The organism is Streptomyces sp. NPDC033178 (assembly GCF_055577685.1).
In genome coordinates this window covers 166,203-181,166 of sequence record NZ_JBVIPT010000005.1, presented here as the reverse complement: position 1 = coordinate 181,166, position 14,964 = coordinate 166,203, and the positions used below count along the sequence as shown (strand labels likewise).

Below are 14,964 nucleotides of genomic sequence, written 5' to 3'. Positions count from 1 at the left end.
TGGCCCACTGCCCCTGAAACCGAAAGCAGGCGGTTGCCCACGCCCGGTAAGAAAACCGGCCCGCGCCCCTGTTCGCGAAGGGCGCGAGGCCGGTCGGTCAGTCCTCGTGCTCTATGACTCTCGTACTCGCAATGCCCTTGCCAAGTCGTCCAGTTGGTCTGTGAGTTTGCGGCGGAGGGCGGGGGTGGGGGTGGTCTCTGTCAGGCATTGTTCGCCTGCCTGGAGGGTTTCCGGGGTGATGGCGTAGACCGGGAAGGCCCAGCGGCCGGCTGCTTCGGCGATGGCGGGGCCGCGGCGGGCGGCCACGGCTGTCGCGTCGTTCCAGTAGAGGTCGACGTACTGGCGTACGAGGTCGGTCTGTTCCGGTTGCCAGAAGCCCTGGGCGGTGGCGGTGAAGAGGTAGTTGGAGAGGTCGTCGGTGGTGAACATCGAGTCCCAGGCGGCGCGTTTGGCGACGGGGTCGGGGAGGGCAGCGCGGCAGCGGGCGGCGCCTTCCTGGCCGGTGGCGCTGGGGTCCTGGACGAGTTCGGTGTCGATGACGGCGTCGTCGATGGCGCCGAGGACGGCGAGGCGGCCGAGGATGCGCCAGCGCAGTTCGGGGTCGAGTTCGGGGCCGCCGGGGACGGTGCCTTCGGAGAACCAGGCGCTGATGGTGTCGGGCTGGGCGGCGACGTCGATGAGGTGGCGTACGGCGATGAGGCGCAGGCCGGGGTGGTCGCCGTCCTCGGTGCGGCGGATGAGGTCGCGGCAGAGCGAGGTGAGGGTGGCGAGGGCGGCGGGCCGTTCGTGGGCGGGCAGATAGCGGTCGGCGACCTGGGCGGCGGCGAAGGTGAGGACTCCCTGGACGACGGCGAGGTCGCTCTCCTCGGGGAGGTGGGCGCGGGCGGTCTCCAGGTAGGCGGCGGGGGCGAGGTCGCCGTCGCGGACCATGTCGCGCAGGGTGTTCCACAGGACGGCGCGGGTGAGGGCGTCGGGGACGTCGGAGATGCCGCGCAGGGCGGTCTCGGAGGACACCTCGTCGAGGCGGATCTTGGCGTAGGTGAGGTCGAGGTCGTTGGGGACGACGAGGGCGGGGCGGGTGCCGGGGCGGGGTTCGGGGGCCGGCTGTTGCGGGACGTCCGTCTCGTAGCGTTCGCGCAGGAGGAGTGCGCGGCTGTCGTTGAGGTCGCGGTCGTAGACGCCGACGGTGACGCGGTGGGGGCGGCTGCCCGCGCGGTCGAGGGTGAGGGTCCACTCCCCCGGCTCGGCGGTGACGGACGCGGTGAGGGTGTCGACGCCGGTGGTGCGCAGCCAGGAGTCGGCCCAGGCGTGGACGTCGCGTTCGGTGGCCGCGGCGAGGGATTCGATGAAGTCGGCGAGGGTGGCGTTGGCGAACCTGTGGCGGGCGAAGTGGGTGTTGATGCCGGCGAGGAAGTCCTTCTCTCCGAGCCAGGCGACGAGTTGGCGTAGTGCGGAGGCGCCCTTGGCGTAGGAGATGCCGTCGAAGTTGAGCATCGCGGAGGCGGTGTCGGGGACGGCCTCGGGGTCGGGGGCGACGGGGTGGGTGGAGGGGCGCTGGTCGGCGTCGTAGCCCCAGGCCTTGCGGACGATGCCGAAGTCGGTCCAGGTGTCGGTGCCCCACTCTCTGGGGGGAGTCCCCCCAGACCCCCCAAGGCTGACTTCGGTGAGGGTCTGGTAGCCCATGTACTCGGCGAAGGACTCGTTCAGCCAGATGTCGTCCCACCAGCGCAGGGTGACGAGGTCGCCGAACCACATGTGGGCCATCTCGTGGGCGATGACCATGGCGCGGGTCTGGCGTTCGGTGTCGGTGACGGCGGAGCGGTAGACGAACTCGTCGCGGAAGGTGACGAGTCCGGGGTTCTCCATGGCGCCGGCGTTGAACTCGGGGACGAACGCCTGGTCGTAGGAGTCGAAGGGGTAGGACTCGTCGAACTTCTCGTGGTAGCGGTCGAAGCAGGCGCGGGTGATGTCGAGGATCTCGTCGGCGTCGGTGTCGAGGTGGGGGGCGAGCGAGCGGCGGCAGTGGATGCCGAAGGGCAGGCCGCGGTGTTCGGTGCGCACGGAGTGCCAGGGTCCGGCGGCGACGGCGACGAGGTAGGTGGAGATGAGCGGGGTGGCGGCGGCCCGCCAACTGCCGTCCTCCTGGCGCTCGGTGATGCCGTTGGCGAGTACGGTCCAGCCTTCGGGGGCCGTCACGGTCAGCTCGAAGACGGCCTTGAGGTCTGGCTGGTCGAAGGCCGCGAAGACGCGCTGCACGTCGTCCATGAACAGCTGCGTGTAGACGTATGTCTCGCCGTCGGTGGGGTCGGTGAAGCGGTGCATGCCCTCGCCGGTGCGGGAGTAGCGCATGGTGGTGTCGATGCGCAGTTCGTGCTCGCCGGTCGTGAGGTCCTTGAGCGGCAGCCGGTTCTCGTCCAGGGCGAAGGTGTCCAGGTCGAGGTGGTGGCCGTCGAGGGTGACGGAGCGCAGTTCGGCGGGCTTGAGCTCGACGAAGGTGTCCCCGTCCGCGCGGGTGGTGAAGCGGATGACGGTACGGGAGTCGAAGATCTCGTCGCCGCGCGTCAGGTCGAGTTCGATCTGGTAGCGATGGACGTCGAGGAGCTTGGCACGGGTCTGCGCTTCGTCGCGCGTCAGTACGGACATGGGTGCCATGCTGCCTGATGGGCGTGATCCGGCACAGGGGTGGCCTGGTCCGGGCGGGGTCGCGCCCCTGGCCGGTCGGGGTTGCTTCCCCGTCGGTCGGGGTTACGTCCCCGGTCCCACGTAGCGTGCGGCCCTCGGCTGTTCCTTCACCAGGGCGCGGAGTTCGCGTACTTCGCGTTCCAGGGACTGGTAGCGCTGGTGGGCGTCGTAGAGGTAGCGGACCTTGGTGCGCAGGGCCCAGGGGTCTATGGGTTTCATGACGAGGTCGGCGACGCCCAGGTGGTAGGCGGTGGCGGTGAGTTCGGCGTCGGGGCCGAAGCCGGTGACGAGGATGATCGGGATGAGCTGGGTCTGTTCCACGCCCCGCATGTAGCGGACCACGTCGAGGCCGCTGACGCCAGGCATCCGTACGTCGAGGAGGAGCAGGCCGACGTGGCCGCGCAGGACTTCCTTCAGCGCGTCGTCGCCGCTGGTCGCCCGCGTCAGGTGGTAACCGAGCGGGGCCAGGGCGCTTTCCAGGGCGTAGAGCGTTTCCTCATGGTCGTCGACTATGAGGATCTTGGCATCCGGCGGCATGGAGCGAAGTCCCCTCGCTTGGACGACAAGCTTATGTCCGAACCGACCGACAGGGAGTACTCGTGTACTGACAAGGAGTGCTCAGCGCAGGATGCCTTATTTCGGCGCGCACGCCGAGAGGGCGGACCTACAACGGCATGAGAATCGGCGTGGGAAGTGGAGCCTGCCGGTGGGCCGTTGTGGTCATTCCCGGACGCCCGCGCCACCCGCGCCGCCCGCGCTGTCCGCGATGCTCTCGTGGTGGCGGATGACCTCGGCGATGATGAAGTTGAGGAGCTTCTCCGCGAACGCGGGGTCGAGTCTGGCGTTCTCGGCGAGGCTGCGCAGCCGGGCGATCTGCTGGGCCTCGCGGGACGGGTCGGCGGGCGGCAGCTGGTGGGCCGCCTTGAGGTGGCCGACCTGTTGGGTGCACTTGAAGCGTTCGGCGAGCATGTGGACGACGGCCGCGTCGATGTTGTCGATGCTCTCGCGCAGCCGGGCGAGTTCGGCGCGGACGGCCGGGTCGACGCCGCCTGCGTTTCCGGTGTTGCTGGTGGTCATGGTGGGCAACCCTACGTGGCGTGCCGCGGGTGGTGCGCGGCCGTTCGATCAACGTTTTCCGGGGAGTCCCGGCCATCCTGCCCCCGGAGAGTCCCGGTGTTCCGGTGTCCCGGTCATCGTGTTCCCGGGGAATGGAGCATCGGCGGATCGTCGGGGTCGGGGACCTGGTTGCTCCAGCCGCCGGGGACGGTGCGTCCCTGTTGTTCCCGGAAGCGCACGGGTGCCGTCCCGACGCGGCGGGTGAACAGGCGGGAGAAGTAGGCCGGGTCGTCGTAGCCGACGCGTCTGGCGACCGCGGCGACGGGGAGTTCGGTGGCGGCGAGGAGTTCCTTGGCGCGGCCGAGGCGGATGCCGAGGAGGTAGTCCTTGGGGCTGCAGCCGGCGCCTCGGCGCACGGCGGTGCGCAGTTCGGCGGGGGTCATGCCGTGGCGGGCGGCGTGGTCGGCGACGGAGAGCGGCTTGAAGGCGTCGCGGGCGAGGGCCTGGAGGACCTGTTCGCCATCGGGGGCGGTGTCGGCGCGGGCGCGGCGCAGGGTGACGAGGAGTTCGTGGACGGCGGCGCTGGTCTCGACCTCCAGGAGGGGGTTGCCGAGGCGGGCGGCGCGGGCGATGCGGGCGACGGTGGTGCGGGCGGGGCCCGCGTCGGAGAGGGGGACGACGGGCCGGGCCGGTTCGATGTAGCCGAGTTCGGTGTACGTGTCGGCGGTGGGGCCGGTGAAGTCGACGAAGGCCTCGTCCCAGCCGGTCTCGGGGTCGGGCGCGTAGTGGTGGGGTACGCCGGGGGTGAGCCAGAGCAGGGCGGGCGCGGTGACGGCCGTGCACCGCCCGTCGGTGGTACGGAACCAGCCGCGTCCGGCGCTGACCACGACGGCCACGTGGTGGTCGAGGGTGCGGGGTCCGACGGTGGGCAGCGCCCCGTACTGGAGGCCGACGCCGAGGCAGACGAGGCCGAGCTTGTGGTGGGCGGGTCCGGGGCTGAAGAACCGCATCCAGGTGTGGTACATCGGCTGTCCTCCCACCTGTCCGGCAAGCCCGTCCCGCGCTCCGTCGGCGGTGTCAGCTGCGTCCAATCACCGCTGATCTTTGTCCATGGACCGGGTCGCCGCCAGGGGTCAGGGTGGTGCTCATGACCGAGTTCACGGTGGGGGACACCGACTTTCTGCTGGACGGGCGGCCGGTTCGGCTGCTGTCGGGGGCGCTGCACTACTTCCGGGTGCACGAGGGGCAGTGGGGGCACCGGCTGGCGATGCTGCGGGCGATGGGCCTCAACTGTGTGGAGACGTACGTCCCGTGGAATCTCCACGAGCCGCGGCCGGGCTCCTTCCGGGACGTCCAGGCGCTCGGCCGGTTCCTGGACGCCGCCCGGCGGGCCGGGCTGCGGGCGATCGTGCGGCCGGGTCCGTACATCTGCGCCGAGTGGGAGAACGGCGGGCTGCCGCACTGGCTGACCGGCGGGTCGGGCGCGCTCGTGCGCACGCGTGACGAGCGGTTTCTGGGCCATGTGGAGCGCTGGTTCGCCCACCTGCTGCAGGAGATCGTGCCCCGGCAGATCGACCGCGGCGGTCCGGTGCTGATGGTGCAGGTGGAGAACGAGTACGGGAGTTACGGCTCGGACCAGGTGTATCTGAGCCGGCTCGCCGACCTGCTGCGCGAGGGGGGCGTGAGCGTGCCGCTGTTCACGTCGGACGGTCCCGAGGACCACATGCTCACCGGCGGCTCCCTGCCCGGTGTCCTGGCGACCGCGAACTTCGGGTCGCACGCGCGCGAGGCCTTCGAGACGCTGCGCCGGCACCGGCCGACGGGTCCGCTGATGTGCATGGAGTTCTGGTGCGGCTGGTTCGACCACTGGGGCGCCGAGCACGTCGTACGCGATCCCGGTGACGCCGCCGACGCGCTGCGGGAGATCCTGGAGTGCGGGGCCTCGGTCAATCTCTACATGGCGCACGGCGGCACGAACTTCGCGGGCTGGGCGGGTGCCAACCGGGGCGGCGGCGCGCTGCACGACGGGGTGCTGGAGCCGGACGTGACGTCGTACGACTATGACGCGCCGATCGACGAGTACGGGCGCCCCACGGAGAAGTTCTGGCGGTTCCGGTCGCTCCTCGCCGCGTACACGGACGGCCCGCTGCCCGAACTGCCCTCCGCACCGGCCCCGTTGGGCTCCCCGGCGGCCGTGGACCTGACCGGCTGGGCGTCCCTGTCCGCCGTGCTCGACGCGCTCGGCGGGCCCGAGACCGAGCGGCCCGTACCGCCGACCTTCGAGGAACTGGACGTCGACCGGGGACTCGTCCGCTACACGGTCGACGTTCCGGGACCCCGCCGTCCGTACCCCCTGACCGTGCGCGGTCTGCGGGACCTGGCGACGGTGTACGTCGACGGGGAGCCGGCCGGAGTGCTCACCGAGGACGAGCCGCAGCTCAAGGAGCCGGTCGCCGGTCCCGCGCGCGTGGACCTGTGGGTGGAGTCGCTGGGCCGGGTCAACTACGGCCCACGCACCGGGGAGACCAAGGGCATCACCGGCGGCGTACTGCACGAACGGCAGTATCTGCACGGGGTGCGGGCGCGGGCGCTGCGCCTGGACGCGTTCGACACCGGTGTGGAGCCGGTGCCGTTCCGCCCGCTTCCCGTTTCCGGTGCCCCCGGCCTGTACCGGGGCACGGTCACGGTAGACGGCGCGGGGGATGCCCGTCTCGAACTCCCCGGCTGGACAAGGGGGTTCGCGTGGATCAACGGCTTCAACCTGGGCCGCTACTGGTCCGTCGGCCCCCAACGTTCCCTGTACGTCCCCGGCCCGGTCCTGCGCGAGGGCACCAACGAGGTATGGCTCCTGGAGTTCGAGGAGGCGTCCGGGCCCCCGGTCCTGCGGAGCGTGGGCGAGGCGAGCGAGACGGGCGAGGCGGGGGCTGAGACGGGCAGCGGGGACCAGCGAACGCCGAGCACCTTCACTGTGTCACTCGGGCCCACTCTTTAGGGCGCGGGGAACTGCGCGACAAGCCCTCACCGGCCCGCACCCAAAAGCAAGCGGGCGCCCCGGCAAAACACCGCGAACGCCCACCCCACCCGCCCCGCCGAAGGCTAAAGCGTCGCCGCAGCCCGGGCTATCGCCGAAGAGAAGGCGGACACCTCGGTGTACACCCCCGGTACGAGCGGCCGGGCGCACCCGTCGCCCCAACTGACGATCCCGATCTGGAGCCACTTCCCGCTGTCGTCCTTGCGGAACATGGGCCCGCCGGAGTCGCCCTGGCAGGTGTCGACCCCGCCGCGCGGAACGCCGGCGCAGATCTCCTGTCCGGCGATGAGCCGGCTGCCGTAGTGCCGCTTGCACTGGCGGTCGGCGACGAACGGCACCTTGGCCTTGAGGAGTTGCGTGGAACCGGTGTTCGCGTTCTCCGAGGTGTCGCCCCACCCGGCGATGGTGAACGTGCCCCTGTTGTAGCGGGTGTTCGTCGCGAGCTTCAGCGTGGGCAGGTTGATGGGCCGGGCGAGTTTGATGAGCGCCCAGTCCTTGCCGCTGCCGTTGTAGCCCGGGGCCTGGAGGACCTTGGTGGACTTGACCTTGATGGCGCCGGAGGCGTTGAGGTCGGCGACCCCGGCCGTGGCGGTGATCCGGGTGGTGTTGCCCGAGCCGTCCACGCAGTGCGCGGCGGTCAGGACGACGTCCTTCTTGTAGAGGGCACCGCCGCAGCCCATGGACAGGCTGACCATGAACGGGAACTCGTTCTGCGCCGCGGGCGTACCGCCGACGACCGGCACGGGCGCCGCGTGCGCGGCGACGGGCTGGAGGCTGGCGGTCGCGAGCGCGACGGCACCGATCGCCGCGGCGCGCTTGAAGGCGGATCTCTTGAGGAGACTGACTGCCCTGTTTGTCAACATGATCCCTTTCATGGGGGGGTTGAGTGCGCAGAAGAGCGCACAGAAGTATGAGGATCATGACGCATGGGCGGCAAGGGTGGATCTCACTCCCCCACCGGGCAACCCAACCCGGGAGAATCCGCTCGCGTCCCCTTAAAGTGGAATGGGGGTTCAGGGCCTCTCTGGGGGTACGGACGTGACGAACGGCGGTCCGGTCGAGCACGGCTACCCGCACCTGGACACGGTGCGGGCGGCGGTCACCGCGCTGTACAAACGGCTCTCGTACGACACCATCCACACGTTCGCCACCAGCGTGGCCCTCGCCGACGTGGCGTTCTGCGACACGGACGATCTGCATCTGGGCGCTCAGCGGGTCGCCCGCGAGCTGGTGCGGCACTTCCGTCTGCCGGATGCCCGCATGATCGTGAGCTTCCGCGAGATGGAGCACGCGGCGAACGTCGAGCTCGCCGCGGGCCCCGAGTACTTCATCGAGCTGAACGACCGGTTCCGCACCCACCGCAGGGACATCGGCGCGGCGCTCGCGCACGAGGTGATGCACGTCTATCTGCACCGACTGGACCTGTCGTTCCCCGGCACGCGCGACAACGAGATCCTCACGGACACGGCGACGACGTATCTCGGTGCGGGCTGGCTGCTGCTCGACGCGTACCGGGAGGACGCGGCGTCCTCGCAGAAGCTTGGCTATCTGACGCCGGAGGAGTTCGGATACGTGCTGGCCAAGCGGTCCCTGGTCTTCGGTGAGGACCCGGCGACCTGGTTCACCAGCCCGCAGGGGTACACCGCGTACACGAAGGGCATGACGCGGGCCCGTCACGACGAGCGGCAGCCGCCGCTCACCGCGGCGGGGTGGGCGGGGCGGCGGCGTTATGCGAAGGACCGGCGTCATGCGCAGGACCATGTGGTCGCGGCCGGGCCGGCCGACGTGCCGTACGCCTTCACGCCGGAGGGGCGCGGGCCGCTGCGGGTGTCGTTTCCCTGTCCGACCTGTCATCAGCGGATTCGGGTGCCGGTACGGGGGCGGGTTCGGGCTCGGTGTGGGTTGTGCCGGACTGTTCTGGAGTGCGACACGTAGTCGAAGACGCGGTGACGGGTCGTGGGATCGCCGCGGGTGCGTTGTGGCTGGTCGCGCAGTCGCCCCGCGGAAGGCCGCCGCCCGTCTGTGCCGTTGACGGGCGGCGGCCTTCCGGCCCCCGCTTCCCCCGAGGTTGGCTCCGGCCGTACGGCCGCGCGTCTCGCTCAGTCGTACATGCGCCAGTCGTACGTCAGTCGGTAGTGGCCGCCGTGGCCGCGGTAGTCGGCGACCGCCGGGGCCGTGAAGGGCCGGCCGGCCCAGCGGCCGGTGAGGGAGGGGATGACCGCGTTGACGGTGACGGGCTTGAACACCTCGTCGCCGAAGAGGCCCTTGAGCTGGTCGAAGACCCAGCCGACGGCCGCGCCGACGGCCATCCCGATGAGGATGCCGACCGGCCCGCCGGAGGCGCCGATCGCGCCTCCGACGGCCGCGGCAAGGTAGGCGGTGACCTTCTTCCTGATGAGGTCGAGCAGTGCGCCCACGTAGTCGGCGAGGCCGCCCCAATCGACCTCGGCGAGCACCAGCGTGACGAAGTACGACTTCGGGTACGTGGTGCCCTCGTCGAGGCCGAACCAGTGGAAGCGGCGCGGCGGGTCGTACACCTTGACGTCGCCGTCGTCGAAGCTGCGGACCTTGAACTGGCCGATCTTCAGGGTGTCACCGCTCTCGTCCACGCTGGTCCCGGCGAGATGGATCTCGTCGGATCCCCACTCGGACGTCTCGTCCACGCACTGCACACGGTGGATCCGCAGTTCCAGTCTGTGCAGGGCGGCCGGTACGGCGGCCGGGCCCCGCGGGGCCGACTCCTCGGGGAGGAGAGAAGTCGGCGGCTTCCTGAGCTCGTCGGCCGGGAACCTCAGCCGCTCGGGAAAGCCGAGGCGCTTGACCTGCGTGTCCACGGAGGCGGGCGAGCGCAGGTCGACACGGGCCAGGTCACCGAGCCGCCGGGACCGTACGGCACCGGTCTTGACATCGGCGAGGACCGCGGCCGCCGCCTTCTTCTTCCTTTCGTCGGTGAGGCTGTCGAAGCGCCGCGCGACGAGGTGCTCGGCGGCCGTCCTGTCCGCGGGCAGTGGGTACTTGGCGGGCTCCGCATAGTGGGCGGCGACCTTGTCGGCGGCGAGCGTGAGTTCCTGGACGACGCGCTCGGTGACGGCCCGCACCTTGGCATGCGGGACGTCGGTCACCATTCGATGGGTGTTCTCCGGCATTCCTGTTCATCCCCCGTTGGTTACCGCTCCCTTCGCGACTGTTTCCGCGAAGGTCCGACCGACGGTACGGACAGGGGGAGTCCGGGCGCCCCGGGATGCGCCCCGGGGAAATCCCTAGGGTGCGCGATCGGGCTCCGGTCGTCCGGGCTCCGGTCCGGGCTCGTCCGCGGCCAGCATCGCCGTGAGCCGCGTACGGGAGTCGACGCCCAGCTTGGGGAAGATCCGGCCGAGGTGGTACTCGACGGTCTTGACGCTGATGACGAGTTCGCGTGCCACCTGCCGGTTGGTGAGTCCGGAGGCGACGAGGCGGGCGACGGCCAGTTCCTGGGGCGTGAGCAGCGCCGCTCCGCGGGCCCGTGGCTCCCGTTCGGCCGCGGATCCGGCGACACCGAGTCCGCAGGCCGCCAACTCCCGTTGGCAGCGCCCGAGATCGGGCGGCGCGTCGAGGCGTACGAGGAGGTCACGGGCGGTGCGCAGCTGCTCGCCCGCGCGGGTGCGGCGGCCCGCCCGGCGCAGGAAGCCGCCGTAGGCGAGGTGCAGCAGCGCGCGGTCGAAGGGTGCCTCGACGTGTGCGGCGTGCTTGAGGCCTGAGCGGAAGGCGCGCTCGGCGGCCACGGTGTCGCCGCGCGCGGCCTCCAGGGTGCCGCGGGCCCGGGCGGCGACGAGCAGCGCCCCGTGGTGGCCGCGCTGGGTGGCGAGGACCTCGTACGGGGCAAGGGCCTGGACGGCACGCTTCTCGTCGCCGAGGGCGGCCCAGGCTTCGGCGAGCAGGTCCGCCCAGGGGACCGTGCCGGGCTCCTCCAGATCGCCGCGCGGGGCGAGCGCGAGCAGGGGCCCCAGGGCCGTGAGGACCTCCTCGGGCCGGCCCTGGGCGCGGGCGAGGTGGGCCTCGGCGAGCGCGGCCCACAGGGCGGGGTTCACATGGCCGCCGGCCGCGTAGACGCGGGCCACGCGCGCGTGTGCCTGTGCCTTGGCGAACGCGCCGCGCACCGCGTGCACCTGGGCGGCGAGCATCCTGCAGTACAGGGCGATGTGCGGCTGGTCGGTGTCGGCGGCCAGGGACAGCGCGAGGTCGGTGTGGACGATCGCGTCGTCCCAGCGGCCCGCGCGGTACTCGGCGGAGGCGAGCGCGGTCGCGGCGACCACCCGGAAGGAGGCGGCGCGCCCGTGGCAGGCGCCGAAGACCCCGCCCAGGTCCCGTACGGCGCCGGTGAGGTCGCCGGTCCACTCGCGCAGGGTGCCGCGGCCGAGGAGTTCCTCCAGCTGGGCGGGGGTGGCGAGCGCCGGGTCGGGCAGCGGGGCGAGTGCGTCGAGCGTCTGCGGGGCCCGGCCGCTCATGGCCAGGCCGTTGAGGCGCAGGACGCGGATCATGTCGGTGGCCGTGTCGTCGGGTGCGAGGCGGATCGCGAGGTCGGCCCACTCGGCCATCTCGGCGCCGTGCGACATGCTGCCGTGCAGGGCGGCGAACTGGCCCGCGATACGCGCCCCGAGGACGGGTTCGGCCGCCGGGTCGCACCGGTGCCAGGCGTCCGTGAGCAGTGCCTCGGCGCGGTCCAGGTCGAACAGGCTCAGCCTCCCCAGCAGATAGCTGCGCCAGCCGCCGGGGGTGAACTGCGCGATCCGCTGGGCGACTTCACCCATGTTCGGTACGTCTCCGGCGAGCAGGGCGCACTCGACGGCTTCGAGGGTGTACTGCTCGTACACCGCCGGGTCCGGGCCGAGCCGTGCGGCGGCCGTCAGCTGTCCGGCCGCGTTCGCCCAGGCGCCTTCGGCGGCGAACCTGCGTCCCAGGGCGGCGAGTTCGGCGGCGAGTTCCGGATCGGGAGCGGCCGCGGCGAGCGCCCGGTGGCGCAGTCGGTGTGCCTGGTCCCGGACGGTGCGGGCGGCGCTCAGGTGCAGGGCCGCGCGGCGGGAGGGGCCCAGCTGGTGGTAGACGGCGGCGTGTACGAGGGGGTGCGGGAAGCGGATCACCGGATCGCCCGGGGTCTCGGTCAACAGGCCCGTGTGGACGGCCTCTTCGAGTGCGGTGAGGACGTCGGCGGCCCTGCGTTCCTCGTCGAGCAGGTCCGCGCCCGCGACCTCCCAGGCGTCGGCCGGCGTGCAGTGTGTGCCGAGTACCGCGGCCGCACAGACCAGGGCGTCGGCGGCCGGCGAGCAGGCGGCGAGCTTCGCCAGCACGAGGGCCGTGAACGACTTGGGGGCGGGCGGCGTCACATCGGGCTCGCCGAGCGCCTCCAGGAGCCCGGCCCCTTCCTGTTCCAGGAGTGCCTTCACATGGAGGGGGTTGCCCGCGGTGTGCGCGTGCAGCCGGGCGGCGGCCCGCGCGGTGAGTCCCTGTACGCCCAGCCCTCCGCCGAGTTCGGCCAGTTCGGCGGGCCCGAGCCCGTCGAGCCGTACCCGCACGGCGTCGTCCGCCGTGAACAGCCTCCGCAGCCCCGCGGCCAGCCGCGCGTCCTCGGCGTCCCGCACGACGACGAGAACGAGCACCCGATCGGCCCGCAGCCGCCGCACGGCGAAGGCGAGGGCCTGGAGGGAGAGGTGATCGGCCCATTGGGCGTCGTCGAGGACGAGCGCGACGGAGGTGTCGGGGGCGGGAGAGTCGCGGCTGTCGGGGGCGGGGGTATCGGGCGCGGGGGTGCCAGGAGCGGAGAAGCCGGTAGCGGGGGAACCGGGAGCGGAGGAGCCAGGAGCGGAAAAGCCGGGCACGGGGGAACCCGAGGCGGGGGAACCCGAGGCGTCGGGGCCGCGCGCGGACCGGTCGTCTGCTGAGGCCGGGGCGCCGCCCGCTCCCTGTGCCTCGTCCAGGGCCTCCAGCAGTGCCGCCCCGGCCGCGTGCGCGTCCGGCCAGCGCCCGCCACCGCCCCCGGTCCCGGTCCCGTCCCCGGTGCCGCCGCCACCCCTGCCCAGCAGTTGCTCCAGTACTCCGAAGGCCAGCTCCGACTCGGCCTCCTCCCCCGCCCCGTACAGCACGCGCGTGTCGTCGCGGAGGAAGCGGCGTATCAGGGCGGTCTTGCCGATGCCGGCCGGGCCCTCGACGAGTACGCGCTGCGGGTGTCCCGCGCGGGCGCGCTCGCGTGCCGCCGCGAGGAGCGCGAGGTCGTCCGTTCGCCCTACGAACTCCACCTGAGCCACCTCCACCCGGCCCGCCCTGCTGGGCATCCTCGCGAGCACGGGGTGCAGGGTCAAAGGGTTCCCCGCGCGTTGCCCTCCTAGGTGTCGTACGCCGATCGCACTACTGCGCTCCGTAGACCGGCTGGGGCGTCTCCGCCTCGGCGAGCAGTTCGAGCGCCGCGTCGCCGGCCTCGGCGGGAGTCCACCGCGCCCCCTTGTCCGCGCCCGGGCCGGGCCGCCAGCCCTCCATGACGGTGATGCGGCCGCCCTCGGTCTCGAAGACCCGGCCGGTGACGCCGGCGCTCGCGGCGGAACCGAGCCAGACGACGAGCGGCGACACGTTCCCCGGCGCCATCGCGTCGAAGCCGCTGTCGGGTGCCGCCATCGTCTCGGCGAACGTTCCCTCGGTCATGCGGGTCCGCGCGGCGGGCGCGATGGCGTTGACCTGTACTCCATAGCGCCCCATCTCGGCGGCGGCCACCAGGGTGAGCCCCACGATCCCGGCCTTCGCGGCGCTGTAGTTCCCCTGCCCGACGGACCCCAACAGCCCGGCTCCGGAACTGGTGTTGACGATCCGCGCCTGCGGCACGCGCCCCGCCTTCGCCTCCGCCCGCCAGTGCGCGGCGGCATGCTTCAGCGGCAGGAAGTGGCCCTTCAGGTGGACGCGCATGACGGCGTCCCAGTCGTCCTCGTCGAGGTTCACGAGCATCCGGTCACGCAGGAACCCGGCGTTGTTGACGAGCGTGTCGAGCCGCCCGAAGGCGTCCACGGCCGTGTGTACGAGGGATGCGGCGCCCTCGGTCGTGGCGATGTCCCCGCCGTGCGCCACCGCCTCGCCGCCGGCCGCCGTGATCTCCTCGACGACCTGCCTGGCCGGGCTGTCGGGGCCGGGCGAACCGTCGAGCCCGACGCCCAGGTCGTTGACGACGACACGCGCCCCCTCCGCCGCGAAGGCGAGCGCGTGCGCCCGCCCGAGCCCTCGTCCCGCGCCCGTGACGATCACGACCCGCCCGTCGCAGATTCCGCTGCCTGCAGTCATCCCGCTTCTCCTCCCTCTTTTTCCTCGTCGGCCTTCTGCTCGTCAGCCCTCTGGTCGTGGGGCTTCTCCTTGTCGGGCTCCTGCTCGTCAGCCCTCTGCTCGTCGGGCTTCTCCTTCTCGGGGCTTCTGTTCGTCGGCCTTCTCCTCGTTGGCGGTCGCCGCGTCCAGGAACGCGGGCCGCTCGCCTCCGCCGTGCACGAGGAGGCCGGCCCCGGTGATGTACGCGGCGGCGTCCGACGCGAGGAAGACGGCGGCTCTGCCGACGTCCAGGGGCTCGGCGAGCCGCCCCATGGGGACGGTGCGGGAGACGGCCGCGATGCCGTCCTCGTCCCCGTAGTGGAGGTGGGACAGCTCGGTGCGGACCATCCCGACGACGAGGGTGTTCACCCGCACGTCCGGCGCCCACTCCACGGCCATCGAGCGCGCGAGGTTCTCCAGGCCCGCCTTGGCCGCCCCATAGGCCGCCGTGCCGGGCGAGGGCCGTGTCCCGCTGACGCTGCCGATCATCACGACGGAGCCACGCGCGCGCCTGAGCTGCTCGTACGCCGCCAGGGACGCCGTCAGCGGCGCGGTGAGGTTGAGCTCGATCACGCGCGCGTGCCGCTCGGCGTCCGTCTCCGCGAGCAGCCGGTAGGGGGCGCCGCCGGCGTTGTTGACCAGCACGTCGACCCGCGGCAGCCCGTCGAAGAAGGCACGCACGGCCGGTGGGTCCCGCAGATCGAGGGGGACGAACTGGACGCCGTCGACCGGCACTTCGGGCGGTCTGCGCGCACAGGCCACGACCTCGGCGCCCGCCTCGACGAACGCGCGGGCGATCCCGGCGCCCACGCCCCGGGTGCCGCCCGTGACCACCACGAGCCGCTTGCCGGACGGCTTGTCCGACGGACCCTTCGGCGGCC

11 protein-coding genes are annotated in these 14,964 nt (G+C 72.1%); 2 read left to right on the top strand and 9 right to left on the bottom strand.

The annotated features are described in order from the left end of the window. Positions 1 to 111 precede the first annotated feature (111 nt). The 4 genes from pepN to ACZ5VQ_RS14370 form a co-directional block, all read right to left on the bottom strand. Complete coding sequence (pepN, locus tag ACZ5VQ_RS14385; RefSeq protein ID WP_469105145.1) at positions 112 to 2,652, bottom strand: aminopeptidase N; 2,541 nt, start codon at positions 2,650 to 2,652, stop codon at positions 112 to 114. A 93-nt stretch (positions 2,653 to 2,745) separates the two neighbouring features. After that, the gene (locus ACZ5VQ_RS14380; RefSeq protein WP_469105144.1) at positions 2,746 to 3,219 is read right to left on the bottom strand and encodes a response regulator; all 474 of its coding nucleotides are present in this window, start codon (positions 3,217 to 3,219) and stop codon (positions 2,746 to 2,748) included. Between the two features lie 183 nt (positions 3,220 to 3,402). Next, positions 3,403 to 3,759 (bottom strand): chorismate mutase, encoded by a 357-nt coding sequence (locus tag ACZ5VQ_RS14375; RefSeq protein WP_469105143.1) that lies wholly within the window; start codon positions 3,757 to 3,759, stop codon positions 3,403 to 3,405. 113 nt (positions 3,760 to 3,872) lie between these two features. Further along, on the bottom strand, positions 3,873 to 4,763 hold the full coding sequence (locus ACZ5VQ_RS14370) for a helix-turn-helix domain-containing protein (RefSeq protein ID WP_362074168.1): 891 nt from the start codon (positions 4,761 to 4,763) through the stop codon (positions 3,873 to 3,875). 122 nt (positions 4,764 to 4,885) lie between these two features. On the opposite strand from ACZ5VQ_RS14370, the gene ACZ5VQ_RS14365 reads away from it, so the two are divergent. After that, on the top strand, positions 4,886 to 6,730 hold the full coding sequence (locus ACZ5VQ_RS14365) for a glycoside hydrolase family 35 protein (RefSeq protein WP_469105142.1): 1,845 nt from the start codon (positions 4,886 to 4,888) through the stop codon (positions 6,728 to 6,730). 104 nt (positions 6,731 to 6,834) lie between these two features. On the opposite strand, the gene ACZ5VQ_RS14360 is transcribed toward ACZ5VQ_RS14365, so the two are convergent. After that, the gene (locus ACZ5VQ_RS14360) at positions 6,835 to 7,632 is read right to left on the bottom strand and encodes a S1 family peptidase (protein WP_469105141.1); all 798 of its coding nucleotides are present in this window, start codon (positions 7,630 to 7,632) and stop codon (positions 6,835 to 6,837) included. A gap of 175 nt (positions 7,633 to 7,807) precedes the next feature. Here ACZ5VQ_RS14360 and ACZ5VQ_RS14355 point away from each other — a divergent pair, with 175 nt between their 5' ends. Further along, a complete protein-coding gene (locus ACZ5VQ_RS14355) occupies positions 7,808 to 8,704 on the top strand; it encodes a hypothetical protein (protein ID WP_469105140.1) in 897 nt (298 codons plus the stop codon). Positions 8,705 to 8,868: 164 nt separating this feature from the next. On the opposite strand, the gene ACZ5VQ_RS14350 is transcribed toward ACZ5VQ_RS14355, so the two are convergent. From ACZ5VQ_RS14350 to ACZ5VQ_RS14335, 4 genes are all read right to left on the bottom strand, one after another. Further along, complete coding sequence (locus ACZ5VQ_RS14350) at positions 8,869 to 9,915, bottom strand: hypothetical protein (RefSeq protein WP_469105139.1); 1,047 nt, start codon at positions 9,913 to 9,915, stop codon at positions 8,869 to 8,871. A gap of 114 nt (positions 9,916 to 10,029) precedes the next feature. Beyond that, positions 10,030 to 13,086 carry a helix-turn-helix transcriptional regulator gene (locus tag ACZ5VQ_RS14345; RefSeq protein WP_469105138.1) on the bottom strand — a complete coding sequence of 1,019 codons (3,057 nt, stop codon included), beginning with the start codon at positions 13,084 to 13,086 and terminating at the stop codon, positions 10,030 to 10,032. Between the two features lie 61 nt (positions 13,087 to 13,147). Next, entirely contained in the window at positions 13,148 to 14,065 is a 918-nt protein-coding gene (locus ACZ5VQ_RS14340) for an SDR family oxidoreductase (RefSeq protein ID WP_469105137.1), read from the bottom strand. Positions 14,066 to 14,152: 87 nt separating this feature from the next. After that, the gene (locus tag ACZ5VQ_RS14335) at positions 14,153 to 14,920 is read right to left on the bottom strand and encodes an SDR family oxidoreductase (protein WP_469105374.1); all 768 of its coding nucleotides are present in this window, start codon (positions 14,918 to 14,920) and stop codon (positions 14,153 to 14,155) included. Positions 14,921 to 14,964 lie beyond the last annotated feature (44 nt).